The sequence below is a fragment of the Leptospira weilii genome, assembly GCF_006874765.1.
In the GTDB taxonomy this organism is placed as follows: domain Bacteria; phylum Spirochaetota; class Leptospiria; order Leptospirales; family Leptospiraceae; genus Leptospira; species Leptospira weilii.
This window is the reverse complement of record NZ_CP040840.1, coordinates 3,637,825-3,663,075: the sequence shown is the minus strand read 5'-3', so window position 1 is coordinate 3,663,075 and position 25,251 is coordinate 3,637,825. Positions and strand designations below refer to the sequence as shown.

Sequence of the window (25,251 nt, the reverse complement as noted above, 5' to 3'; positions counted from 1 at the left end):
TCGGTGTAAGGATTCCATGATTCATTTTTCTGTAGGAATTTGAACTTTGTAAATTGATTCTTAAAATGCGGGAACTACCGCAAATCGCGATTTTACAAACAAATTCTGAAATCGTAGGAATTCTCACTTTTAGAAAATTCTTTCTCATTTTATTATACCGAACTCACGTTTTTTAAGATCCATTCTTATTTGTTTTAATACACCTTGCACCACGGCATAGCATTTTTAATTTCAGTCTTATTAGCCGAGCTATCCAGATCAATTTCTTTCAATGATTCTAATTTATAAAGCGGCTCAAGGCTTTGAAAAGAAAAATCAAGAAGCTGGAGTTCCTCCAATTTTGTTAATTCTGACAATGGCTCGATCGATATTTTTTCACGGGTCGTTGAGCGGATATCCATAAGTTCTAATCTTACTAACGATTTGAGTGCATGGAACGCGTGAAGCGACTGTATTCGAATTTGTTCTTCATGACCCTTTACATAGATCGTCAGTTCATTCAATTTGGTTAGGCTTTCCAACCAGGAAAGATCCAATTCAATACTTCCCGTGAAAATAATCGTAAGTTTTTCCAATTGAACGAGTTTACCGATAGGTGAGAAATCCAAAATACTTGTACTTTGTATTCGAAGATCTTTTAGTTGTTTCAAGTCTATTAAGGGAGAAATGTTATTTATATTCGGTACAAAAAGACCCAAATTCTTGAGCAGTTTCATGGAACGCAAGGGTTCAAGCGTTTTGATATCGATATCCGTATTACGACCAAGACTTTCCAATGCCGTAGCCGGTCTTTTGCTCCCATAACAACTATCAGTGAGAAATTTTTTCCAGTCGCTATCGAGACTATTCCACCATGCTTGAATGTCTGTGACTTTTGCCCGGACAATATTTCTTTCACTGCCATTTGCATATCCAAATATCCTTGGGCAAGTATTTTCAAAAATACACTACCCGCATTGCAAGGTTGAGGATTACAGATCATTTCACCATCAGACTCGAGATAGTAAATCATAGGTTCGCCCAAGGAGTTTTTTTTATTGGGATGGTAAATCCAGAAATTACCGCTTACGCCGTTATCAATCGGAGCGTGAAGAAGTTTTTTCGCCTTTATGAATTCAAAAATATAGGAATCTCCCATGTCTTCTTCGACAAGATCATCAAACCAAATATCTTGAACTTCTTGGTCAGAATCGCCGTGTTCACCAAGTGCGCATTGAGTATCGAAAAGTTCGATAGTTTTATGCTTTTTCAGAAGATCTTGATAGGACCGAGGATTATTCGGCGGGGATTTGTTTCAATGGAGGCGTGCATAACATTCTATATTCCGAAAACGTCACCTCTAAAGCTTCCTTGTTACAACTCGCTTTCACGACCTTTTTCAGGATGGCTTCCAATAGATTTTTAAAACGCGGATTGTCCGCCAAATAGCTAAAATGTTGGATCAGAGCCTTGTGCAAATCTTTGGCGTCTACAATAGTTTGCCATTCTTTGAGGTAATTGGCTTGTTCATGATTTTTCTTTTTTGCACCGGATGTCTCAGAAGTCGTCATTTTAAATTTTCACTCTAAAAGTTATTGTTTGGCTTCAACTTGAGGTTCATTCAGCGCGTTTCAATATCTTAGCAAACTCTTCTTCTTTTCGATACTGGTTAAAGATTTCTGAAGAAAACCAACTTTTGGGACTGTCTAGTTTAACCGATAGCGCAGCATATTGGAGAAATATTTCTCTATTTTTTACCGAGGCATAGTAAAGGGCTAGAGAAAAAGCGAGTTTCTTGTAAGTTACGGAAGCGGGTATCATGGCAAGCCCGGCATCAAGCATATATTTGTCGTTAAAGAGTAAACCCGCGTCGATAACGAGAGAAGCGATACCTTCGCCTACTCGATATCGGCCGTAGACAAGCTTTTGGGGAAATCCAAATTCTGGCAAGATCTCCTCATAAGCTTGCAATATCTGTAGGAAATTTCTTTTTTGTTCCTTTTCAAGAAATATCTCCATACGACCCAAAACATGATCAATGATGAGTTCTTGTGCGTCGTCGTCGCCAGTCAGCGCTTTCATTTTTCTAATGGATGTGCAAACTTCATCTAGACTCTTCTCGTTGATTATGTACGAATTGTCTAATTCTGAACTGATCTCTTCAAGCAGTTCCCTGTTTTGGGGCTTCGTAACCTTTAACTTTTCCAGTTGATTTTTGTAAGTTGCTAATTTTCTTTGAAAAGCGGCTTTTGGTTTTGATAATCCTGTTGCTGCTTGAAGTCGTTGGGCATAATCTTCTTCTTCGCTTCCGGTTAAGCCAATCAAAATCGATTCGCAAGCGGTGCATAACTTGGTTAAAACAGTTATTTTGTCCTCTTTCGAGATTTTATCCAACAATTTTTCACCGACTTCCACTATTTCATGAAACTCGCTCGTATTAAGAAAATCGCCGATGGAATACATCTCAGCATTTGGAGACGCACTTTTTCCTTTTTTTTGCGAGAAGTTGATTTCCACATATCCCTTTTTCAACTTTTCGCTTAACAATTTCTGCGCTTCTTTCAGACATTTCTCTTCGCTGTCAAAGCCCTTCGTTTGTGTTTGTCCGCTCGTTCCGGTTTTACCGTAAGTTATCGTGAACGAGGTTCCGGAAACTTCTATATTCCAGAATTTATCGGATTTGTCGTCTTGATACGTTAAGTTGTGTTTCATGGTTGATTCTTCTCGTGTGATTTCGAATTCGGCTTCGTTTCTATCGCTGATTTTTTGCAAAGATAGAACGGATTGATTCTAACAAAGATGAAAGAACGAATTGTTCCAACTTATAAAAGGCATTACTTTTATTTGGCAAGTTGTTTTGCGAAGGATATAAGAATTTTTAGAAAAGAAAAACGGATCCGATTGAGATGAACCAAGTTACAATGGAAACGATTGGCGAATATACAAATGTTGTTTTTATCAGAATACGTTTTCGTTCTAATTTTCTTTGATCGGAAAGATAACTCCCGAGGTCACGAATGCGGCTCTTCGGAAGTTTCTTTGAGTATCGTATCAATCAGTTCCGACTTTTTTCCGAGGTCCTTCGCTTTTTGTGCGTATTGAACTGCAATTTGTTTATCTCCGATTTTCCAATACATTTCAGCGATATTGGACGCAAAAACCGGGTCCTTTGGGTTCATTTTGGCCGCTTTTTCAAAGGGTTGGATCGCTTCTCGGTATCGAGAAAGCTCGTCTAACGCATATCCGATAAGATTATAAATACTACTGATTGCGAGGGAATTAAACTTTGAGGCTCTTTTTAAATTCTCTTGGGCTCGTCGGAGCCCTGCTTCTACTGATCTGGAACTCAACCAGTGGAGTCTCGCATCCAAATACAAAGCTTCCGCATCCTCCGGATATTCCGAGAGTGCGGATCGAACCAATTCTTCCGCTTGAGTATATTCTTTTTTTCGAATGTGTTCCCAACCTTGACTTATTCGATCGCGTACGTTTTGAGAACGAATTTTATCCGTTTCTTTTGCCGAAGCGATTTCTTTCGCCAGCGCTCGAATTTTTTTTGCAGGATAGCGCAAATCCAAATTTTCAAATATATCGGAGATTTGCGATACGAGCGCGGGAACATCCTCTTGGTCATACCTGCCATACCACATTTCGTTTTTTATTTCTTCGCACAATCTAAGTAAAAAATAATCCTTTTTGTCGGGGAAATCCAAAAATTCGGAAAGTCCTGTTTCCATCATTTCGTCAAATTGATCGCTTCCAAACTGACCTCGAAAACAACGCGCGGACATTAAGGATAACGTCTCTTCACACCACCCCCATTTTTGAACTAGGGCGTTAATATCGTCGCTTTGGTACACTTCATGGTTCAGATCATTCGAACGCAAAAAATTTATATAGTCTCCGATATATTTTTTTTCGGAAAGAGCCAATGCCATGATCGCATGTGTCCCTGCGTGTTCTTCCTCACACGACCAAAGAATCGAATATTGAAGATTATGATCGATGATTTTGTTTACATATTTCAAAATCAACGGATGAAATTCGGAATACTGAACGGCTTCGTTATAAAATATTCTTTCGCTATCAAAAGGTCTTTCTCTTTCGTCATCCTTGATCGAGTCGTCCCAGTCTATAAATTTTATTTCCGATTCTGTTATAAAGTTATCAAAAATTTCTTTTAAGATTGTTTCGATTTTTTGTCTTTCGTGATTCATGAGAATTTCCTAATGAGAGTTTATTTTTGGGGAGAAGAAAGATGGGATGATGTTACAAAAAGAGAAAAAATCGATCTTTGTATTTCTTATACACACGGTCAGACTTTTTAAATTTGTTTTTGAGCACAACCTATTTTTTATTCCTGAATAGCTACAAATGAATTTTTAACCGGTCTCAACTTTCAAATTTGGTTTTCATCGTGCCCGAGTTTCTCCGGGAAAACATACAATTCTTCGTGACTGGAATCCCATGCTCCGTAGACCTGCAATCGAGGAAACCACATCAAAGCTCCCGGATAAAAACCGTAGTCATCGGTGTTTCCGAATCATCGACACATCCATCCACAAAATCAAAATGGTTCCGCTAAAATACGCGACCAAGTCCAACGGATCGAATATGGAACCGAAGATGATTTTTGTCGTATCATTCTCTTGAACTCCCAGGAAATGTAGGATTTTAAAATACTGAAGCGTTTCGATTCCAAAAGAAAACAGGAGAATCGACGCGGATAATTTTATCGGGGAGAAATCTTTGACGGACTGTAGACAAGTATAGATAAGCATTACGATCGTCATGTCTCCCATGAAACCGCGAATAAAAACGTTTGAACGAAACGAGTGAAGGATTAAAAAACAGATTCCTAAGAAAAACAGTGAAAGTCCTATATATATAAATCGTATTTTCATTGAATTTATATTAACGTGAATTCGGTATAACAAATGCGAAAGCGATTATATGTTTCGACCCGCAGAGCGACCCTTAGGAAAGCTCTGCGCTGAGTTCAGGGAGTCGTAACATTGAGTTTCTTATTCGCCTAAATTTTCTTATACCGAACTCACTTTATATTATATAAAGTTTTTATTATGATCCATTTCCAAGAGCGCTTTTACGAAAAGTTTGACGCTTTCGAATTCTTCGTGTCGGCTTACTTTGTGGAGCTACTCGGAAAAAGCGGTTTCAAAAAAAGACTCAAGCTTTCTTTCCCAAAATCTCGTCCAGGATTTTTTCCGTAGCTCCGCTGCGTTTTGCCAATCGGGCTGCGTTAGACGCTTCTTCTTTGGCTCCCCGTTTGTGGTGGGCTTCCGCGAGATTGGAAAGATACATCGGATCGGATGAATGCGCCTTCCACGCCTTTTCAAACCAGATCGCAGCTTGATCCCAGTCTTTCAGTTCGTCAAGAGCGCAGCCTACAAGATTTAAAAGACGACCATGTCCTATCTCGTCATCGGGAGCTAATTTTTCCAGATTCTGTTTGGCTCGTTCGATACACTGATCCGGAGAATTACTTTCCAACCAAATCAGTCTTGCATCCAGAAACAGCGCGGTTCCATCCGAGGGATCCGCAGTCAAAGCGGCGGTTGCAAGTTCCTTGGCACGTTTTAGATTTCCTTCTTTCGCAAAGGCGAATCCAAGTTGAACTCTCGCCCAAGAACAAAGTTTGGTCGCGTGATCGATTTCTTTTTTTTTGAAAACCCCTTCCGGTGCGGTGATGAAGTAATCCGTAATTCTCAGCGTCGCTTCCAAGTCGTTTGCGCCCGAATATCGTTTTAACAAACTCGAGAGCAGTTTCCGATCGGGTAAATAGATTTCGGAAGACTTTCGCGCGCGATTTCCAAGAGCATTCTCAAACCAGTCGACGATTCCTAAATTCACAAGATGAGACCAAGCGGAATCCAAAACATACGACCAACTTGCGTTCCAAGGTTCGTGCGGCAACTCCGGGGGCCATAGGGAAGAATCTTGATCGTTTTTTGTACGAAGCTCCATCGTGTACTCCGCAAGTCGAAAACCGGTGAAGAGCCGTTCCGCCTCGCATTCTTTGGATTGATTCCAGTCTTGATTATCAAGCGCGGGAATTCCCGTTAGCATAGTATGATATTCTTCATCGCTTTTCCCGTATTTGGCCTGTTCCACCAGTTCGGGAGGAAGGATTCGATAACCGGATCTGAAAAGCGAAGTCGCGATTCCGCCCATTCGATTTTCGTTCGGATTGTTTCGCACCCATTCCAAAAGATGTGTTTGTAGTTCCCCTAGTCTGCTTTGCATCGCTTTTGTGGCTTTGATTGCGAGGTCGTCGTATTCGTAGGCGTTATACAAACCGCCGCTTTCTAACGACGGATCGTGTTTCAAAAGAAGTTTTACAAGTTCGACTACGTGATCGGAATCCGCTCTGCCAAGCGCCAATGCAGCCTCGATTTGAATGATCGGTCGGCCGGTTTGAATCAGATCTTCCAAAAAGATTTTGACTTCGGGTCTGTCCTTATAAGCCGCTAATTCTTCTACGGCTTCCTCGGCGCAGTCCGACTTTGTCAGCGCGGTTTTTTGAAACGTTTCGATCGCCGCTGTCGGATCGACTTCTTGAATCGCCTCTACGATTCTTAGAGCGCAAAGAACTCCGGAAGCCGCGAGGGCATGCGCGCGTTCTCGAACTTCCGGTTCTTCTTTTGCTCTTGCGGTCATTCGTTCCCGCACGTTAAAATCCGAAAGAAGATCGTCGATCGAACGTCCTCCGCTGCCTTCGGTTTCTTCGGAACGATACGGTTTCCATTCTTTCTCTTCGTCGATGAGCGTGTTTACCAATTCGATTTTGTCGTTGGTGCGGTTGCAAATATAGACTTTGCCGGACGCGATTCGAAGAAATTCTTCGGAGGAGGGTAACCAGTTCAGAATTTTTTGAGCGAGTTCGTTGTAAGCGTCTTCCAATCGAAGTTGAAAAAGATTCAACGAATCGGGATCGGCGATCTCTGCCGGATTTTTGTTTTCCGCATAATCTTTAATATACGGACTATCGCTTAGATCTCCGAGTTCTAATTCGATTTCAATCAATTCTTCCCTGTATGAATTGATCCCGACAAAACTTCTCGGTGTGTCGAGTATCAGTCTAAAAGAACCGCGATAGCGTCGTAGTATGATCAATCCCGCCGTAAATTCTTCCGGAACTTCCGCGAGTTCCTCTTCGATCTTTTCTTTGAGCGTTTCTTCCAATTCAAAGACGTGCGGAGTCGGATCGGGATAGGATGGGATTTCGGCCTGGGTTAAGAGAGAAATTTTTTTAGGGGATAATAAGAGAAGTTTTTCGTCCAAAAATATGCCCCGTCTCGGATCATAGTCTTCATCTTTCTTGCCATCCATGAGAATTGTGTTGGCTTTTTCTTCAAACTCCAAGGTATCCAGATTCAGAATCAAAATGATTCCGCATTTGTCGATCAGATAGAGTTTATTTCCCTTTCGAACGGGGAACAGAGATTGATCGATAGAAAATGCGGCCAGAGAACGGGGGTTTTGAGGATTCGAAACGTCTATCAACCAAACTCCGCCGCTGATCTTCATCACGATTAGATCGTCCAAAAGCCGGAGATCGCCATAACCTCTTTCGCCGTTCCAAGCCAATTGAAGAGAAGAGACACAACGCGGATTTGCGAGATCGGAGATATCGAAACATACGATTCTCCGTTCGTCTGTGGAAAGAAATAAAATATTTCCTTTGATTGCAAGTCCTTCCATATAATCTTGCAGGCTTTGATTTAACTGAATATAGGAAAGCGGAGTCGGTCTTGCAGGATTTGTAATGGAATACAACGTGCAAACATCTCGAGAAAGCGTCGCGACGACTCCTTCGCCGATTGCGATTTCTTGTTCTTCCTGTTTATCAAAACGCGGAACGGTTCCATGAGAGACCGGCGAAGCGGCGTTGGAAATATTAAAAATTTTTAATCCTTCCGAACAAGTCGCGTACAAATAATTTCCGGCGATCGCCAAGTTACGGAACTTTCCTTCCACCGCCGTGTTTACGGAGATTTTGTTTGGTTCTTTTGTTTCCACACACAAAAGTCCGTTGGGTCCAATGATCCAAACGTTCGAACCCTGTTTGCAAATCGTTTTTGTACGATCCGAATCGAGCTTGTCTTTGAGATTGAATTCGAAAGAAGTCTTCCATTGTTTCGAAGTCTTTCGTCTGATTTCGGAGGATTCGATTTGTAACGGTTTGATCTCCGCTTCTTTTTCGAAACGTCCGATTTCCAAATCACGTAGTTTTGCTTTTTCTTTTCTTTGTTCGACTTTGATTGTCAAGGAAATCAGCTTCTTGAGTTGCGGTTCAACGATGAATTGTTCCAGATTCAGATTCAAAATATCGGATCGAATCGCTTTTAAAAGATAAGACTGAGCTTCTTTCAAGTTGGAATCCTGGAGAATCACCGCTCGGACAAAGTTTATTTTTTCATCTTCCTTTTTGATCGATGCGAGTTTTGCGGAAACTTCTTCCTTACGGCCGACTCCGAGTAGCGCAATCAATTCCCAGGGAAGAATATCTTCTTCGTCCGCAAGCCGATGTCCTTTTCGAGGAATTTTCATCGCTTCTCTGAGTTTCGCGACGAGTTGGATCGTTTCTTCAAAACGATGGAGAGCGATCAATGCGTGAATTTCGATTCTCCATTCTTCCAAACGCTGATCGGCGGATAATTCGGAAAGAGCGTCTAACGCTTCCTGATGTCGTTTCGAATGAATCGAAGACCAAGCAAGGGTGGAAATCGATCTCGTTCTTGTTTGTTGATTTTGAAAGGAAGCCGCAAAACGAAGAGTCGTTTTGAAACCGAATCTAGGATAGAATTTTCGGATCAACTCGTAAGGATAAATATCATACCGTTCCAATCGATTCCTCCAATCCGCGACGGCGTCCAGGTTTTCGATGTCGGGTAACGTTTCGGAAATAAACTGAAGATGAGGAGCGCTTTTTAAAAAATGCCTCTCTATCATTCTTTCTATTTCCTTTCGATCCGGTTGTCCCCATTCTTCGTGAGTGTGTCCGCTGGTAAGGCCGATGCTGAGAGGTTCGTTTTTCGAGCGATACATCACGTAGTCGTCATAGTTCCACCAGGCTTCTACGTCTTGAAACGAGAGAATCTTTACACCGGGAGATTGATCCGATCCGGAAAGAGAATCTTGTTTCCCTTCCGGATAGAATAACGCGATTCCATCTTCAAAAAAAGATCCAAACGGATAGATCAAATGACCGGGAGGAATTTTTTCCATGATCCCAACGATTGGACCGGCGCCATGCGGATGATAAAAAGCGAATACTTCTCCCTCACATTCATCGTATTCAAAACTTGCGGGAGTTCCGTGTTCGATATCGACGTGAGGATTGAGACGATATTCGGCGAAACCTACGAGATTTGAAAATTCTCCCAAGGATTGATCGAGGATGACGTTACGAATCGCTTCGTGAATTTGAGCGCGCAGTTGCGGTCGCAATGGATCCGCTTTCTCGCTTGTCGGATCGGAAAGCGCATCCCAGCGATCCAACCAATCCGCGTTGGAAATCTTCGCATACGCTTTGTCCTCTTCCGCATAAGGATAATTGCTCCAATCGTCAAAACTCCAGAGTAGAATCACGTCTCCTAGTTTAGAGACTCCGATTACGATTTGACGAAGGGAGTCGCGATCGATCGTTCCGTCTTCGATCGCGGCCAAGGTAGCTTCTTCTATTTTTTTGGAAAGGTCTATGTTTGGATTCATACTTTCAATGTTCCTAATGTGTTTTGTCGTTTTACGTTTAAACGGGCTGTTTTACTCATCTCTACATAATAGAGTGTCTAATATTTTACATTGAAACAGTGTTTTCCGATAAAAATTAACGGTACTCAATTTTATAGTGATGAGTAGTAAGGTTGTCTCAAAAAATACTGTATCTTTGCTTAAAATGCCGATTTCAATCATTCTAAGACGTTTTTGAGATAGCTTCTAAACGATAGATAAGAATTTTCCTTCTAAGATAAATTCTGATTTCATTCGAAACGATTTCGATCGCGAACTCGTCGTAATCCAAATCTTCTTTCAAAACGTGGATCGTAGCTTTGCTTTCCTTTGAATCCATATCCAAACGAACCAGATGGTATCGGATTTCGTCGTCGCGATTTCGCGTGGTTGTAAGAAACCAAATCGAATTTCCCGAAACAAAATGAGGTAATCTGCAAGAATGATCTTTGAGGGAAGGGAATTTTTGCTTTTGAATCTTTTTGGTCGCAAAGCCGAGAACCTCTAAAGAATCGGGCAAACATACGATTAGTTTCAGTTTGGAAAAAAGAAAGTTTTTAGGAAACGAAGTCTTCACCTTACCTTGACTGATCAAATTGTACTGACGGTCCAAAACTTGAACCTCGTCTTGATTTTGTACAACGATGACGTTTTCATCCATCATCAATTCTTTTGCGCGGATGAGAGATCGGAACGTTTTCTTTTCTCCGGTTAAAAGATTCTGTTCGATCAATTGATTCGCTTTATAGATCACTTGATCTTGATGGATCGCGGCCGCCTCGGTTCCTTTTTCGTCGATGACACCTCCGACTTTCGGAGAAGTGAGATCGCTGATGTCGATCCATACAAGCGGGTTGAAGAGACTCGTCATACGATTGAAAAGAATCACTTTCGATTCGGAGACCTTCATATTAAAACTATCCTTGGAACTTGGAAAATCGGTTCTGCCGATTATTTTAATATCATCCGGATTGGAAGTATCTAAAATTCCAAAGAATATTTGAGCGTCTTGTCGCAGAACGGCCGCGATTCTAAATTCTCCGATACGTTCTGTTCGTAAAATAGCGAAGGGGAGCGCGATTTCCTTTTGTAGTTCGAGCGAACTCGCGCCTTCCTCTTCCGACTTAGGATAGAAGGATTTGTCTATCTTCAATTGATCCGCAAGTCTCTTTAAAAAAAGAATCCCAACGTTATGCGGAAAACTTTCTTTCACGTTTCCGCTTTCGTGAGAAACGTAATAGAGCATCGGTTGATCGTGTTCGTTTTTTTCTTCCGGATGATAGATCCACCAATCCGACTGATCGTCTATCAACGGACTTTCCGCTTCCGCAAATTCTTCGTTGTCTATGTATTCGTCTAAAAAAGAACCATGGTCCCCTAAAACAAGATCGCGGGCTATATTATGATTTTTAGAATCTCCGACTTCTATAAACTCGTGCACGTCGATTAATCGCTTAAAACTTTCAGGCCACGTTGTCGAATCATTGGCCGAAGAAGGAGCGCTTGCGCTCAGCAGCAAATCGTTTGAAAAAAAGATTTGGAGAGAATCCTCCTCGATCTTACAACTGGAAGCTTTTTGCATCACCGCTTGCAACAATGGATCGTATGCCGGATTGTCAACGAGATAGGAAAAATGTCGAGTCAGCGAGTCGGGAAGCTTTTCATCGGAGTCTATGATTTGTTTCCACACTTCAAGATAATCGGGATTGGTTTTCATGAATTTTCTCCTAGGCTTTGTTCTTATTCCGCGCTCGTGATTTCGCTCAGTGCTTTTTTGAAGTTGTCTTTTGTCGCAACGGAATATTCTAAAATCGTTTTGTTCTTTTGAATCACGTTGATTTTATCCACGGAGCCGGCTCCGGAAAGAAGACCTTTGACGGTCGCTTCGTCCAGATAAAAATAAAGAACAAACGCGTTCGAGGAAGTATCGTATTTATAAAAGCTTCCGTTGAAATTCTTTTTACCCGCTTTGAAAACGATTTGGGAGAATTCATCCGTGTTTGCGTAAACGTAGTTGTTCATCCAAAATTCGACGTTGTAAGCGATGTAGGATTTGTCAGGGGTCGTCGTTTTCGTGAATACTAGAAAATGATTGTATCCGTCTTTGTCCTTTACGGTAATGTCGATGTTTTTAGTGGAATGGGTTTTTTTGTCCTCTTCGTTAGAATATATACCGAACATTCCGATCGAGAAGAATAGAATTAAGGAAATCGAATATACAAATTTTCTAGTGTGGGAATTTATTAAAATCTTCTTCATTGTGTTATCCTTTCTTGGTTTGAAGTTTTGAATTAAAAAGGCAAATCGGTTTCCTTTCTCGAAACGATTTCCTTCTTTTCAGTGTCTTTAAATCATTCTATCGGAAATAGGGTTGGAGTTCTCACCACGTTATAAAATGGATTTGCTTTCATTGTTTAAATTGAAACGTGTAAAACTCGACGGGATTTTATCTGAAAAGTCGTTCTATTTTGTTTTTTCTTCGGTTAAATAAACGAATCGATTTTTGAAATGAAAAGAAAGATCGTTGAATTCCGCTTCAATCCAAATTTTTAAGATAGCATAAGAAAGCAATATGATATTCGCAAAACCGTTGACCGTAAAAATTTCCGTCGATTATGACGAATAAATGTCTTTTTATCTTCTTAATTTTGATAAATTTAATGCGTAATTGATTGCTTTTGTATGAGCACTATGGGCGTTTCAGAAAGGTTTAAAGATAAAACTATACGAGTGGGATAAGATCTTAGAATTCGAGGAGGTTTTTGAATTGTTCAGATCTTATCCGATGAGAAATTTAATACGAAGTATATTTCTTTTGAGAATTGTTTCCGTTTGATTACTCTGTCTTTGGTTTTAACGAAAAACAAAACCAGATCATCCCAACGTATATTGTCATCATAATCGGACTAATCCACCAATCGAAGTGTTCTAGATAAGAGTCGTCTCCCGTGTACAACAGATATATATTGACAGGGGAAAAAGGGGAAATGGGAATGGGAAAAGAAGGAGAAGGCAGACCTAAACAGCGTCTGCACTCACCTATGAAAGTATCTTTGAAGAAAAAATTAAAATCTTTGAATATAATATAAAATAAATAACCACCAATACTCTGCGTTAGGCAGAAGGTCACGAACCCGTAAATAATTTTATATCTGTATTTGATACTGTAATTATTAAAGAAAGCTTTATGTTCCCAGATGAGCGCGAAAACGCTGTACAATATAACTATAAAGAGGAATAAATCCACAATTGGAAGTATGATGTGATTATTATGGGCAAAAACCAAAAACCGTGTGTGAGCGGCTTGGTCTCGTAAATACTGCGTAAAGTTGTTTAAATGAAGAAAGAATCCCATTGAAAACAAAACCAGTAGGGATTTCTCAGGATATAACCTTGGCATTTGTTTTTATCTCGTATCTAAAATACTTGCAAAACTTGTAAAGTGGATTCGATAAAACGATTGGTAAACGGATGATCATTGAAACGAGCATAGGAACTCCGTTTAAATCCATTCTCCCAAAACAAAAAAGCCGGACTTTTTAAGGCCCGGCTTTGTGAGGCGTTCCTAAAAAGAATCAAACGCTCAAGTTTCTTTGAGCGCCGTAACGATTTCTTGAGTCGCTTTTTTACCGTCTTGGAAATACATGAGAGCGTTGTCTTGGATGAACAACGGGTTGGGGACTCCCGCAAACCCGGGACTTAGACTTCGCTTAATAACGATGACTGTTTTCGCTTTGTCCACGTCCAAAATCGGCATTCCCGCGATCGGGCTGCTCGGATCGGTTTTTGCGAGCGGATTTACCACGTCGTTCGCACCGTTGACAATGACCACGTCGACTTGCTCGAAGGAAGGATTGATTTCGTCCATTTCTTTCATCTTGTCGTAAGGAATATCCGCTTCCGCAAGAAGAACGTTCATGTGTCCCGGCATTCTTCCAGCAACGGGATGAATCGCGAACTCAACGTCGATTCCTCTGTCCGTAAGAATATTATAAAGATCTCTTACGGCATGCTGCGCTTGCGCAACCGCCATTCCGTAACCGGGAACGATCACGACTCTTTGAGCCATATCGAGGAGCATTGCGACTTCTTCCGCGGAAGTGCTTTTGGTTTTTCCGGCGTAGATATCTTCTCCGCCTTTGGAAGTATCCACAGCGGCTCCGAGTCCTCCGAAGAGAACGTTTGCAAGAGATCGGTTCATCGCTTTACACATGATCTGTGTTAAAATGATTCCCGAAGCTCCCACGAGAGATCCTGCGATAATCAGAACGTTGTTTCCCAATACGAATCCGGTCGCGGACGCTGCGATTCCGGAATAAGAGTTCAAAAGCGCGATTACGACCGGCATATCCGCGCCGCCGATCGGCATTACAAGAAGGATTCCTAAAACGGAGCCGACTACTACGACATACCAATACCATTCGATCTTTTCCGGTTCGATGACGACGAAGTAACTCAGAACGATGGAACCTACAAAGAAGAGAACTTTAACGATTTGATCGCCCGGATAACGAACCGCTTTTTCAGAAAGCAAACCTTGAAGTTTTCCGTAAGCCACAAAGCTTCCCGTAAGAGTTACGGCTCCGATGATTCCGGATGCAGCGGTCGAGACGGTAAACTGATACGATTTTAAAACTTCGAGGTTGGTTCCTTGGTGAAGAACTTCCATCACCGCGGCGCCTGCGACAAGGAAGGAAGCAAGGCCGCCGAAACCGTTCAACGCCGCAACGAGCTGAGGCATGGAAGTCATTTCGACTTTAACGGAGAGATACACTCCGATCGCGGTTCCGACGATGAATCCCGCCAAGATGTATTCGTAAGCAAGCCCCTTTTCCACAAGAGCGGCGGCAACGGCAAAGAACATACCGACCGCGCCTACGAAGTTTCCCCGCACCGCAGTCTTAGGGTGAGAAAGAAGTTTCAATCCTACGATAAAAAGGACGGAGGAGAGAAGATAAACTAAATTGATAATCGATTTTTCCATATTCTTACTTTTCTTTCTTCTTGAACATTCCCAACATTCTATGGGTTACTAAGAATCCACCGACAACGTTGATCGTAGCGGCGACCATCGCGATAAATCCGATGATATTGATCAGCGGTCCGTTTACGGAATGAAGAGATAGAATCGCACCGATGATCGTGATTCCGGAAATCGCATTGGAACCTGACATAAGAGGGGTATGTAAAAGAGGAGGAATTCTTGTGATGACCTCAAAACCAACAAATACGGCTAATAAGAAGATCGTCAGGTAACCTACGAACTGTTCCATTTAAACTTTTCCTAAAAAGAAATTCCTTCCTTTGGAGAGTTGAGGAAGGTAGTGTTGACAAAAATGTCAACAGATGAAATCACTTTTCAGAAACTCCAGTCTCCTGAAAACCTTTTTTTCTCAAGAGACACGCGTCGCATTTTCCGCAGGCTTTGCCGCCCTTCGGATCGTAGCAGGAGAACGTAAGATGAAAGGGGACCTTCAAACGATTCCCGAGAAGAACGATTTCTTTCTTAGAAAGATTTTGTAAAGGAGTTACGATTTTGATCGGAGAACCTTGGCTTCCTTTTTTGGTTCCGAGTTGGATCGCCATCTCGAACATTTTAATGAACTCGGGTCTACAATCCGGATAACCCGAATAATCCATCGCGTTGACTCCGATGTAGATGGAATTGGAACCCGTTCCTTCCGCGAGTGAAACCGCAAAGGAAAGAAAAAGAATATTTCTTCCCGGAACGTAAGTGTTCGGAATCTCCTCTTTTCCCAAAGAGTTTTTCGGAACCTGGATAGACTTTTGTGTGAGGGATGAACCCAAGAACAATTCGGGTTTTAGTTTTTGAATCGTGTGAGGAATTCCTAATTTACGAGTGATTTTTTTTGCATAAGACAATTCGATTCTATGTCTTTGTCCATAATCGAAAGATAAAGCTTGGACTTTTTTTCCGTCCAAGAGCGCCTGATACAAACAAGTAGTGGAGTCGAGACCGCCCGATAAGAGAACGACTGCTTTGTTATGCGAGGATTCCTCTTTTAAGTTCTTGCGGCTTAAACTCTCATTCTTTTGAGGATTCAATGCATACCTTCTTCAAACGATTCACCGATATGAAATGTCTTACCGGAATATATTTGTGTAAGGAAAATATCCCCGAAGGGCGTTCCGAGCAAAGTCACATATCGCATTAGGTGAAGGGTGTCGTATTCTTTGTTTTTATCATTCATTTTTATTAATTTTCTTTTTTAAATAAAGAATTAGAATATACACAATCGTTGTTATTGTTACTAAGATAATTGCGAGCGGTGATAGATTTTTATTCCCGCTTAACATTCCAAAAACGCCTACAATCAATGCGGATGATCCTAATAATATTTAATTTTTTTGCCATTTAATTCCCTCTGGATTTTACAGCGTGTCCCAAAACCATTCGATCCTATCAGAACCTTTGCGGATCGCTGCAATTGTTTTGAGTTTTGGGACACACTCTTTATCAAAAAGGGTAAGTTAGTAACTCAACATCTCGCTTCTATTGGCGCTCGACGGGCTCTGGCCCGGTTTCGGGACAGGTTCTTATAAAAATTACTACGCCTTTCGGACGAAGTTATGCACTGGTTGCGTTTATAGTTCAAGTTGCAAATATTTCTTTTAATTTAAAGGAAATCTCATCTGATTTATTTAACGTGAGTTCGATATAACAAATGCGAAAGCGATTATATGTTGCGACCCATAGAGAGCAACATTGAGTTTCTTATTCGCCCAATCTTTCAACCGCCGAACTCACGTTATAGTAGTATTAATTAACTAATTTACTCCAAAATTTAATTTCTTTAATAGGTGTATCATATTTCATTTCGGAATGGTATTGCCCAAAATAATATTCGAATTCATTCATTAAATAATTCAATAGAGTATTTCCATAATAAATAATATCAGTTTGATATATAGAAAATATTGGATTTCCAGTTTCATTAGGTTGATCAGGAATATATCGATGACTACAGATTGGAATCATTTTTGGTGCTAAATCATAATAATATTTTGCAATTTGGATTAGTTTGCTATCCTCTGATGGTTTTTCACCCCATTCATCAATCCAGAATGAATTATTTTTAATATCAAAACACATTCCTTCGAATGGCCAATCTATCTTTTCCTGTATCATTTTTGAATTATCGCGCCAATTAACAAAATCATTTGAGATTGGCAATTCATATGATAAATACTCAATTAAATCTGGTGGAAATTTAAAATTATATTTATTTTCAATTTGTAATATCTCATTTTGAGTCAACCCACTTTCAAAGATCACGCCTGCCTGTTTAAGTACAATATTAATAAATTTCATTTTCTCATTAAAGTTATCATCCATAAAGACTAAGCCCGTTATAAAAATATCATATACATCTATTAATATTTATACGAATCGATGTCGCATAATGAATTTTTCGGACCTTCATAGATGCAGGCGCTCGTGCAAGTTTCATTCAGAGTGATTTTAGAAAGCAAAGGTAATAAAGGTTTAAGATGCTTCCAAAGCCAGATGGCTATGTTTTCGGAAGTCGGATTTTCAAGACCGGGAACTTCGTTCAGATAATAATGATCCAGATGATCTTCAATCAAAGGTTTCACGATTCTACTGACTTCCGCGTAATCGATCAGCCAGCCGGTGTCGGAATCGATCTTTCCTTTTAAATGAAGTTTAAATCGAAAACTATGACCGTGAAGTCGTTTGCATTTATGGCCGTCGGATACGCTCGGAAGGAGATGAGCGGCGTCGAAGTGGAATTCTTTAGTGAGTTCGATTTCTTCCATGAGGTCCCGCCCGGTTTTATAAATTCGGAAGATCTAAAAGTTGACCGGGATCAGGTTAAAAAGACTGAAAAAAAGCCGATTTATTTCACCAGCTCTTTCAAAATCTCCTGCCTTTTTTGATCTTTCTGATGTTCGTTCAAAACCAACCATTCTCTTTTGATTTGTTTCAAACTCACGCCCTTAAGTTCCGAGTATTTGTTAAGAAGTTTTGCAGTTTTTTGATTCATATCGACCAAAAAACTGGAAAGAGAGTCTCTGTCAAGAACTCCAAATAGAAACTTTTTCTTCACTTTAGAATTCGATTTTTAGGCGTTCGTTTTAGTAATAGGGAATTACTCATCTCTACATAGAGTGTCCAAAATTCTGCGTTTAAACGTGAGATTTGTGCTCAAATTAACGGTACTCCTTTATATGTGGAGATCGGTAGTGCCTGTTGAGCGTTAGAGTATAATCGTAGGAGTTCCTACTTTTTTCGGGAAGATTTTGGATTTAAGCATTTATTCCGGAATTCTAACCTTTGTGAAAGTATTCTATACTGATTCGGAAAATTGAGGAATTCCTACGTTAGCGGATGGGACTTAGAAAATTTTTCTATAATTCGAGGTGTTTTCGCAACAATGACAAACCTTTTCAAACATAGAGAAGTTTCTGCATATTGATGGCTCTTCCTATTTTTTATATACTTTTTTTAGTCGGGGCTGCCTTCGGCTATCTCATCCAATTTCGAATTTGGTCCAAGTATCTATTGCTCTTGATCGTTTTTACGTTTAATATATCCGCGTATGTCTACGATCGATACGACTCGAAGTTTGAAACGAACGAAGTACAGACATCGCTCGTTGTGCGTGCTCCCGTAAAAGAGGTATGGAAACAAATCACTTCTCCATTCACATTCGGCGAGGCGGATCATTTTTTCTTTCGCAACGGAATTTCATATCCTGTTTCCATGAAACTTGTTCGAGAAAACGGGCGTTCTCTTTTGGCCGTTGATTACAGCAACGGAGCAACGGTCGCAGCCGTAACTACACTTGATGAAAACGATCGTATGGGCTTCTCGTTTCCGGAGCCACAGATTACGATGGTGGAAACTTCTCTTTATAGAGAAGTGGAGCCGAAACATATACGAGGTAAGATTTGGGCGGTATTTGGAGAATTTCGACTCGTTCCAATTTCTAAAACGGAAGTGAAAATCGTGGCTACAACTCGTTATGTCAATAGCCTCGGCCCTAAATTTTATTGGAAGCTCTGGGCGGACTACCTCATGGACGAACTGCATCAACACGTATTGCGTAAAATCAAACTAAAAGTCGAAGAGAAGAATTATCCGAAATGACAACGTTTGTCGAAAAGTCGGGTAGGATTTATTTCGATAGAATCGCGTATCAGAGAAGGTTCTTTAATCGATTTTCGACGAGCTATTGGTTTCTAAACATTCTTTCATTCGGTTTGGCGAACCGAACGAGAAGACGTTCGCTTGCCGCGTTACAAATTCGAGAAGGGGGAGTCGTTTGTGATTTGATGTGCGGAGACGGCGGCAATATAGGAATTTTACGAAAGTATTACCGGTGTGGAAAAATCATAGGGATCGACATATCCGATCTCAATGCGCGCGGAATCGTTTCGGGGAATCGGATACGATCTATTTGATCGAAAATGTTCTTTCCTCCTCCGTTCCATCCGATTCTTGCGATGCGGTCAGCTGCACTTTCGGATTAAAAACCTTACCTCGCGAGCAAATGAGCATTCTTATCTCCGAAGTGGATCGGATTTTAAAACCTTCAGGTACATTTGTTTTTGCCGAACTATCAAAACCGAAGAATGAAATATATTATTTTCTTTGGAGTCTATACTTCGTATATTTTCTTCCTATTGTAGGCCGATTATTTTCTTGTCCGTTCGTTGAAAAAAAGTATTTATCAAATTCAATCGATCATTTCGGAAGTATCGCATCGGACGAACAGAGATTTCGTTTTACATTTTCTAAAGTTAAAAGCTTCAGCTGGTATGGCGGTATTGTTACGGGCATTTCCGGACACAAAAAAGAAATCTGATTCTTCTTTGTATTTTTTCCGTCCGCGATTTATAGGGAAATTGAGTAGATTTTTCGAGTGTTTAGAGAAACGAACGTTTTGGTTTTTCATAAAAAACGTGAGTTCGGCGGTTGAAATCCATGACTCATCTTTCTGAAAAGAATCGGAAGTTGAACTTTGTAAATTGATTCTTAAAATACGGGAATCACCACAAATCACGATTTACGAACAAATTTTGAAATTGTAGGAATTTCTACTTTTAGAAAATTCTTTCTTATTTTCAACCGCCGACTCACGTTAAAAAAGATTTTTTTGGAATCAGCCGTTAAGAATTATAAAATTTTTCAATAAGAACTCGTTCCAAAACCTACGAAAATTGCGGAAATGAACGCGATGCCGAAAGAATTTGAGGCGTTTTGGGACAAACTCTAAGTTTATTTTTTGGCTTAGACACATTTAAAAAAAGAATTTTCTCTAAAACTTTTCTTGATCTATCGATTCGTTTTTATAAGATTCCGTCTGCGAAGGTTTGTTTTGAAACTGTAGATACGTATTCAAGGAATCGGGCAAACCTTTTTGTGATATCAAAAATTCATCCTATCGGTTTTCAAAATTCGAAGACGTATTGAAGAGCTTGCCCCAAAAAACGTTTGAGACTTGTCCGAAATCGCTTTGAGAGAGAGTATTACAGAATTCGAATGGGAAAAATTTCATAGAATGAGGAAGCGATTAGAATATGAAACATTTATCGAATAGGCTATTTTCTTTTTGGAAAAAACTTCCCCTCTGGACTCGCAGGTCTTTGGAAATTATTTTCGTTTTGATTTTTTTTGTAAAACTCGGTTTTGTATTTTTGATTTTCTGGAAAGCCCCTCGTTTGTCGGGAGAGCTGACGGTGCCCGGACTTACGAAACCCGTTTCCGTCGTCCGAGATTCCTACGGAGTTCCGCATATTCGATCCGAAGATTCCTCGTCCGCCTATTTCGCGTTAGGTTACGTAAGCGCGAGCGATCGTTTGTTTCAGATGGAAATTCTAAGAAGAGCGGCTAGGGGGGAATTATCCGAAGTTTTAGGGGCTGAATTGGTTCCCACCGACATTTTTTTAAGACAGGTGTTGCTGAGGAGAACTGCGGAAAAGATGTTACAGGAATCCGTAAAAGGCAATCCTCAAATTTTGAAAGAATTGGATTCGTTTTTGGAGGGAATCAATTACTTTTTAAAAACGGAATCACTTCCGATCGAGTTTACGATTCTGGGTTATCAACCCAAACCATTCGACCGGCTCGACGTGCTGAGCGCTCTTTCTTTATTATCTTTTTCTTTTGCGGAGGCTTTGCGGAACGATTCTCTTTACACAATTTTGGAAAGAAAACTTCCGAATCGAAACATCGCCGAACTATTTCCAAGGCACGATGCCGAAGATCCGTTTTCGATTCGAGAGAATCAACCTTCCTATTCCCCTAAAAGACTGACCGAAGCTCGAAAAAATTCTTTCCTCTTAGCAGAAAAATCCGAATTCGCAAAATCGAACGAACTTTCCGACTTCGCTTCCGTAATCCGCAGAACGAATCAAATCCTAGAGGAACTTCCTTTGTTTCTGGGAAGCAATTCCTGGGTGATTAGTCCTTCTAGATCGACGACCGGTGGTGCGATTTTAGCGAACGATCCGCATATCGGTTACGGTAATCCCGGAACTTGGTATGAAGTTCATTTGATGGCGGGAAGTTACGAAACGTACGGATATCATCTTCCTATCTTTCCTTTTCCAATAATCGCGCATAACGCAAAAAAAGCTTGGGCATTGACTATGTTGGAAAACGACGATATGGATTTTTATGAGGAGGTCCTACATCCGACAAAGCCGAATTTCGTAAAAGAAAAAGGAAATTGGGTTCCGGTTCAAGTTTTCAAGGAATTGATTCCCGTCAAAGGGGAGGAAGCGCGTGAAATTACGATCCAAGTAACCTCTCACGGTCCGATCCTCTCCAAACCGATAGCTGGATATTCGGGCCCGGTTGTTTCTCTCTATTGGATTTTTCATCATATTCCGGCTCCTGTTTTGGAAACTGTTTATTCATTGGGACGTTGTTCTTCTTTGCAGGAGTGTTCTGAAGTTGTTTCGAAACTGCCTGCTCCGGGTTTGAACATCTCTTATGCGGATGCGAACGGCAACATAGCTTGGTGGAGTGTTGGAAGATTTCCGATTCGTAAAAATAAAACCAATACTCGCAAAATTTTGAATGGAGCTTCCGGAGAAGACGACGTAATCGGTTATCTTCCGTTTGAACAAAATCCAAAGTTGATCAATCCTCCCGAAGGAATTATTCTCACGGCAAATCATCTGCCTACTTACGAACTCAAGGGTTATGGAAAACCAGAAGGGTATTGGCAAGAATCGGATCGGGGAAGAAGAATCTACGAACTTCTTTCCCGAAAAAAAAATTGGTCCGTGGACGATATGAAAAAAATCCAGACCGATATTCATTCTTTTTCCGCAAGGTCCATCGTTCCTTTGATCTCTTTGGAACTCGAGTTGGATAAAAATTGGTCCGGAGTATTTCGAGAAGCTCTGGACGTCTATCGAAAGTTCGACGGGGAAAACACATTGGATTCGGCCGGAGCCACGATCTTCCATACGCTTAACCAATTTGTAATGTTGAATTTATGGATGGACGAATTCGGAGAGTCGAATCTTCAAGTCTTCGGTCAGAGTGCGGAGCGTTGGAATTCTTATAAATCGATTCTTGCTAATCCGAAGTCCGATTTTTGGGACGACCTTTCCACTCCGGATCTTCAAGAAACAAGAAGGGATATTCTCATCCGCTCTTTTGCACAAACGGTTCGTTATTTGTCCAAAGAATTCGGCGGTTCTCCCTCTTCTTGGAAATGGGAAAAGGCTCACGAAATCACGTTTGAACATCCGATGGGAAAAGTTCCCCTTCTCGGTTTGATTTTTAACCAAGGACCGTTTCCCGTTGTTTCGGGAGAAGCCGCGGTCAATCTAATGAATCAGAAGGAAATCAATCCGAAAATGACCCCTCGCGTGGGTCCTTCCAAACGAAGAATCATTGATCTTATACATCCTGAAAATTCTTGGTCGGTATTACCAACGGGAAATTCCGGAAATTTGGGTTCTCCTTTTTACGGTGATCAAATTCAAATGTTTTTGAACGGAGAACACCGCCCGATTCGATTTACACAGTCTCAAATCGAAAAGGACTCGAAGTATGTATTGAAATTTGTGCCACGGTGAAAAAAATCCGTTTTTCTAATATATCATTCAACACTTCCGGTGGGAAAGATCGAATATGTTCGTTGATTGAAAATTCGAGTCCGGATTACCAAGCCGAAGATTATACTGATTTTTTTAAGATTTTGGGAAAACTCTTCAAGTATGATATAAGATCCCGATGAAGACCGTAATTTCTACCTGTTTTCGATTTGCTAAACGATAGTTTAACGTTAGTTCGGCGTAAGAAAGAATTTTCTAAAAGTAGAAATCCTTACAATTTCAGAATTTGTTCGTAAAATCGTGATTTTGGTGATTCCCGCATTTTAAGAATCAATTTACAAAGTTCGGGTTCTAATTCTTTTCAGAAAAATGAATCATGGATTTCTTACGACCCTGCTCACGTTAGTTTAGAATATTTTGAAATACGAATTCTTGTTTTGTAAAACGAAATGCGATTTTGGGGAAGTCGCTTCGAGGAAAAAGCGTATCCCATTCCGGGATTTCAATCGGTTTGCAGATCGGATCGAAAGTGGTTTTGTAACCTCCGCAGGTTTTTATATTTAAATTTTTCCCAAATGTTCTCGGATGAGAGAACGTCCGGGTTCGGCGCAAAGATAATAACAAGTCTCTTTTCTAATATGCTCAGAATGAATGCACCTAAAAATCCCTTTTTGTAAAAAAAATTAAAGGCGAATTTTGTCGTTGGTTGGTTGCATGTATACATATTAGAGTTGTTGAAAAATTAATTTTCCATTTGTTTCCGTTTTATTGAAATGGATGATTGAAGCAGTTTTGTTAAACTTCATCGTTGAATTTTTCAATAACTCTATTACGGAATATAAAATTCTACTTCTATAAGAATGATCATTTCCATTGACTCCATGGAAATTCTTTTTCAAATTGGATGGAACGTATTTTTATGAGCAATGAAGAAAAATTAAGAAGACTCGATCTCATTCAATCCGAGGTATTCGCGTGTAAACTCTGCAAACTCCATACTACCCGCACTCGGACGGTTTTCGGAGAGGGAAATCCGGATTCGGAAGTGGTTTTTATCGGTGAGGGGCCCGGCAAGCAAGAGGATCTCACCGGCCGGCCGTTCGTGGGCAAGGCCGGTGAACTTCTGACGAAGATCATTGAAAAGGGAATGAAAGTTCCGAGAGAGTCTGTTTATATCGCGAACATCGTGAAGTGCAGACCGACCGTGGACATGAAATTCGAAAAGGACAGACCTCCCGAAGACGAGGAAACCAGAGCCTGCGCTCCGTATCTTCTGAGACAGCTTGAAATCATTCAACCGAAAGTGATCGTAACACTCGGAAATCCCTCCACAAGATTTATCTTAAATACAAAAGAGGGAATTACGAAACTCAGAGGGACCTGGGGAACTTTTTTCGGAATTCCTGTGATGCCTACCTATCACCCTAGTTTTGTGATTCGCAATGGCGGAGAGAACAGTCCTCTCAAGCGCGATGTCTGGGAGGACATCAAGAAGGTTATGGATCTGCTGGGTTGGAAGTGGTCTTAGTGATTTCTATTTCCTTCAACCAATTGGCGATTCTTTGATAAATGTCGGAAGGGGCGTCTTTGTAGGCAAAAAGTCCTAAATGATCATAGTCGATCGACGTTCCATTATCCCTTCCCGCTTCCCAATACTCTTTTTTCCCTTTTTTTCTCTTATAAGTCGGATGGATACTTTCCGTCGGAGATACGTTGTCGATTCTTCCTCCGATAAAAAGGGAAGGGAAATTCGTAGACTCAAACGGCTCCCAAGTTTTCGGGTTTTCCTCCAAAGTGGGCAAATAGTTAAAAAGATTCTGATATACAAATAGAATCGTAGGATCGTCTTCGTCGAAAGAGATAAAACGTTTGCAAAAACTATCCTTGTTTTTGCACGAAACACTTAAGTCGGTTTCGAACCTTTTTTCGGTCTTCATTTGTTCGATAAAACTATCGTTGTATTTATAGTCCATTCCGGTTCCGAGAAAAAAAGCTTTGGAAATATCCGGTATTTTTTTGGCTTTGAAAGAATGTAGTATCGCTTGTCCTCCCAAAGATACACCGCCGAGAATATATTCCTTTTGACCGGTGACTTTCTGGATTCTTGCGATAACATCCGGAATTAGATTTTCCCCCACTTCCTTGAGATTTACGGATTTGTAATCTTCAAAGTGCAACAGCCAAACCGAAAAGCCGTTTCCGTTTAAAACTCCGATTAATCCTGATTTGTCCCCTAGATACAAAACCTTTTTGTTGATAAAAATCGGGTCCACGAGGAGGACGGGAGGATAGTGAGAATTTTCGTAGGAAAAAGTGGTTAGAAATACATTTGGCCCTATGTTAGCGGTTTGCGACGTGAATTTCTGTTCCGTAATGACCACATAACGTGTGCAGCTTACAAATGCCGCCGCAAAAAATAAGATCACCGCCAATTTCATGTTCGTAGGTTTCATTTTT

The 25,251-nt window shown here is 40.7% G+C and carries 20 protein-coding genes and 3 pseudogenes; 4 read left to right on the top strand and 19 right to left on the bottom strand.

Annotated elements, in window-relative coordinates:
* Positions 1-194: 194 nt before the first annotated feature.
* From FHG67_RS17880 to FHG67_RS17805, 17 genes and pseudogenes are all read right to left on the bottom strand, one after another.
* Positions 195-575: a hypothetical protein gene (locus tag FHG67_RS17880; protein ID WP_232423602.1), complete on the bottom strand. Its 381-nt coding sequence runs from the start codon at positions 573-575 to the stop codon at positions 195-197.
* Positions 576-712: 137 nt separating this feature from the next.
* The gene (locus FHG67_RS17875) at positions 713-1,138 is read right to left on the bottom strand and encodes a hypothetical protein (protein WP_004499418.1); all 426 of its coding nucleotides are present in this window, start codon (positions 1,136-1,138) and stop codon (positions 713-715) included.
* 136 nt (positions 1,139-1,274) lie between these two features.
* Positions 1,275-1,550, bottom strand: coding sequence for a hypothetical protein (locus FHG67_RS17870; protein ID WP_004499437.1), 276 nt, complete (start codon positions 1,548-1,550; stop codon positions 1,275-1,277).
* Positions 1,551-2,486: 936 nt separating this feature from the next.
* Positions 2,487-2,691 (bottom strand): annotated as a pseudogene (locus FHG67_RS22760) (WGR domain-containing protein); the annotation flags it as partial.
* A 299-nt stretch (positions 2,692-2,990) separates the two neighbouring features.
* A complete protein-coding gene (locus FHG67_RS17860) occupies positions 2,991-4,196 on the bottom strand; it encodes a tetratricopeptide repeat protein (RefSeq protein ID WP_004499433.1) in 1,206 nt (401 codons plus the stop codon).
* 309 nt (positions 4,197-4,505) lie between these two features.
* Positions 4,506-4,883 carry a ribosomal maturation YjgA family protein gene (locus tag FHG67_RS17855; protein WP_004501042.1) on the bottom strand — a complete coding sequence of 126 codons (378 nt, stop codon included), beginning with the start codon at positions 4,881-4,883 and terminating at the stop codon, positions 4,506-4,508.
* Positions 4,884-5,166: 283 nt separating this feature from the next.
* Entirely contained in the window at positions 5,167-9,714 is a 4,548-nt protein-coding gene (locus FHG67_RS17850) for a hypothetical protein (protein ID WP_004499421.1), read from the bottom strand.
* A 202-nt stretch (positions 9,715-9,916) separates the two neighbouring features.
* The gene (locus tag FHG67_RS17845) at positions 9,917-11,449 is read right to left on the bottom strand and encodes a hypothetical protein (protein ID WP_004501108.1); all 1,533 of its coding nucleotides are present in this window, start codon (positions 11,447-11,449) and stop codon (positions 9,917-9,919) included.
* 23 nt (positions 11,450-11,472) lie between these two features.
* Positions 11,473-11,991, bottom strand: a complete 519-nt coding sequence (locus FHG67_RS17840; RefSeq protein ID WP_004499411.1) for a hypothetical protein — start codon at positions 11,989-11,991, stop codon at positions 11,473-11,475.
* 577 nt (positions 11,992-12,568) lie between these two features.
* Positions 12,569-13,132 carry a hypothetical protein gene (locus FHG67_RS22915; RefSeq protein WP_036074888.1) on the bottom strand — a complete coding sequence of 188 codons (564 nt, stop codon included), beginning with the start codon at positions 13,130-13,132 and terminating at the stop codon, positions 12,569-12,571.
* A 183-nt stretch (positions 13,133-13,315) separates the two neighbouring features.
* Complete coding sequence (locus FHG67_RS17830) at positions 13,316-14,716, bottom strand: NAD(P)(+) transhydrogenase (Re/Si-specific) subunit beta (protein WP_004499413.1); 1,401 nt, start codon at positions 14,714-14,716, stop codon at positions 13,316-13,318.
* Positions 14,717-14,720: 4 nt separating this feature from the next.
* The gene (locus FHG67_RS17825) at positions 14,721-15,005 is read right to left on the bottom strand and encodes an NAD(P) transhydrogenase subunit alpha part 2 (protein WP_000434762.1); all 285 of its coding nucleotides are present in this window, start codon (positions 15,003-15,005) and stop codon (positions 14,721-14,723) included.
* A 79-nt stretch (positions 15,006-15,084) separates the two neighbouring features.
* Complete coding sequence (gene queC, locus FHG67_RS17820; protein WP_004499424.1) at positions 15,085-15,798, bottom strand: 7-cyano-7-deazaguanine synthase QueC; 714 nt, start codon at positions 15,796-15,798, stop codon at positions 15,085-15,087.
* Complete coding sequence (locus FHG67_RS21885; RefSeq protein WP_172616504.1) at positions 15,795-15,944, bottom strand: hypothetical protein; 150 nt, start codon at positions 15,942-15,944, stop codon at positions 15,795-15,797. Before FHG67_RS21885 ends, queC begins: the two co-directional genes overlap by 4 nt.
* Positions 15,945-16,513: 569 nt before the next feature.
* Positions 16,514-17,089, bottom strand: coding sequence for a hypothetical protein (locus tag FHG67_RS17815; protein ID WP_004501037.1), 576 nt, complete (start codon positions 17,087-17,089; stop codon positions 16,514-16,516).
* Positions 17,090-17,127: 38 nt separating this feature from the next.
* On the bottom strand, positions 17,128-17,532 hold the full coding sequence (queD, locus tag FHG67_RS17810) for a 6-carboxytetrahydropterin synthase QueD (RefSeq protein ID WP_004499431.1): 405 nt from the start codon (positions 17,530-17,532) through the stop codon (positions 17,128-17,130).
* A gap of 80 nt (positions 17,533-17,612) precedes the next feature.
* The gene (locus FHG67_RS17805; protein WP_004499410.1) at positions 17,613-17,822 is read right to left on the bottom strand and encodes a hypothetical protein; all 210 of its coding nucleotides are present in this window, start codon (positions 17,820-17,822) and stop codon (positions 17,613-17,615) included.
* 359 nt (positions 17,823-18,181) lie between these two features.
* On the opposite strand from FHG67_RS17805, the pseudogene FHG67_RS17800 reads away from it, so the two are divergent.
* The 3 genes and pseudogenes from FHG67_RS17800 to FHG67_RS17790 form a co-directional block, all read left to right on the top strand.
* Positions 18,182-18,865 (top strand): annotated as a pseudogene (locus FHG67_RS17800) (hypothetical protein); the annotation flags it as partial.
* Positions 18,862-19,583: pseudogene (locus FHG67_RS17795) on the top strand (class I SAM-dependent methyltransferase). The pseudogenes FHG67_RS17800 and FHG67_RS17795, both read left to right, overlap by 4 nt.
* Before the next feature lie 715 nt (positions 19,584-20,298).
* Positions 20,299-22,815 carry a penicillin acylase family protein gene (locus FHG67_RS17790; protein WP_004501044.1) on the top strand — a complete coding sequence of 839 codons (2,517 nt, stop codon included), beginning with the start codon at positions 20,299-20,301 and terminating at the stop codon, positions 22,813-22,815.
* A gap of 381 nt (positions 22,816-23,196) precedes the next feature.
* Here the strand turns inward: FHG67_RS17790 and FHG67_RS21880 are convergent, their stop codons facing one another.
* Entirely contained in the window at positions 23,197-23,406 is a 210-nt protein-coding gene (locus FHG67_RS21880; RefSeq protein WP_155722637.1) for a hypothetical protein, read from the bottom strand.
* 307 nt (positions 23,407-23,713) lie between these two features.
* On the opposite strand from FHG67_RS21880, the gene FHG67_RS17780 reads away from it, so the two are divergent.
* Positions 23,714-24,322, top strand: a complete 609-nt coding sequence (locus tag FHG67_RS17780; protein WP_002631264.1) for a uracil-DNA glycosylase — start codon at positions 23,714-23,716, stop codon at positions 24,320-24,322.
* Here the strand turns inward: FHG67_RS17780 and FHG67_RS17775 are convergent.
* Positions 24,291-25,247 carry an alpha/beta hydrolase gene (locus FHG67_RS17775; RefSeq protein WP_004499420.1) on the bottom strand — a complete coding sequence of 319 codons (957 nt, stop codon included), beginning with the start codon at positions 25,245-25,247 and terminating at the stop codon, positions 24,291-24,293. The genes FHG67_RS17780 and FHG67_RS17775 overlap by 32 nt on opposite strands.
* Positions 25,248-25,251: the final 4 nt, after the last annotated feature.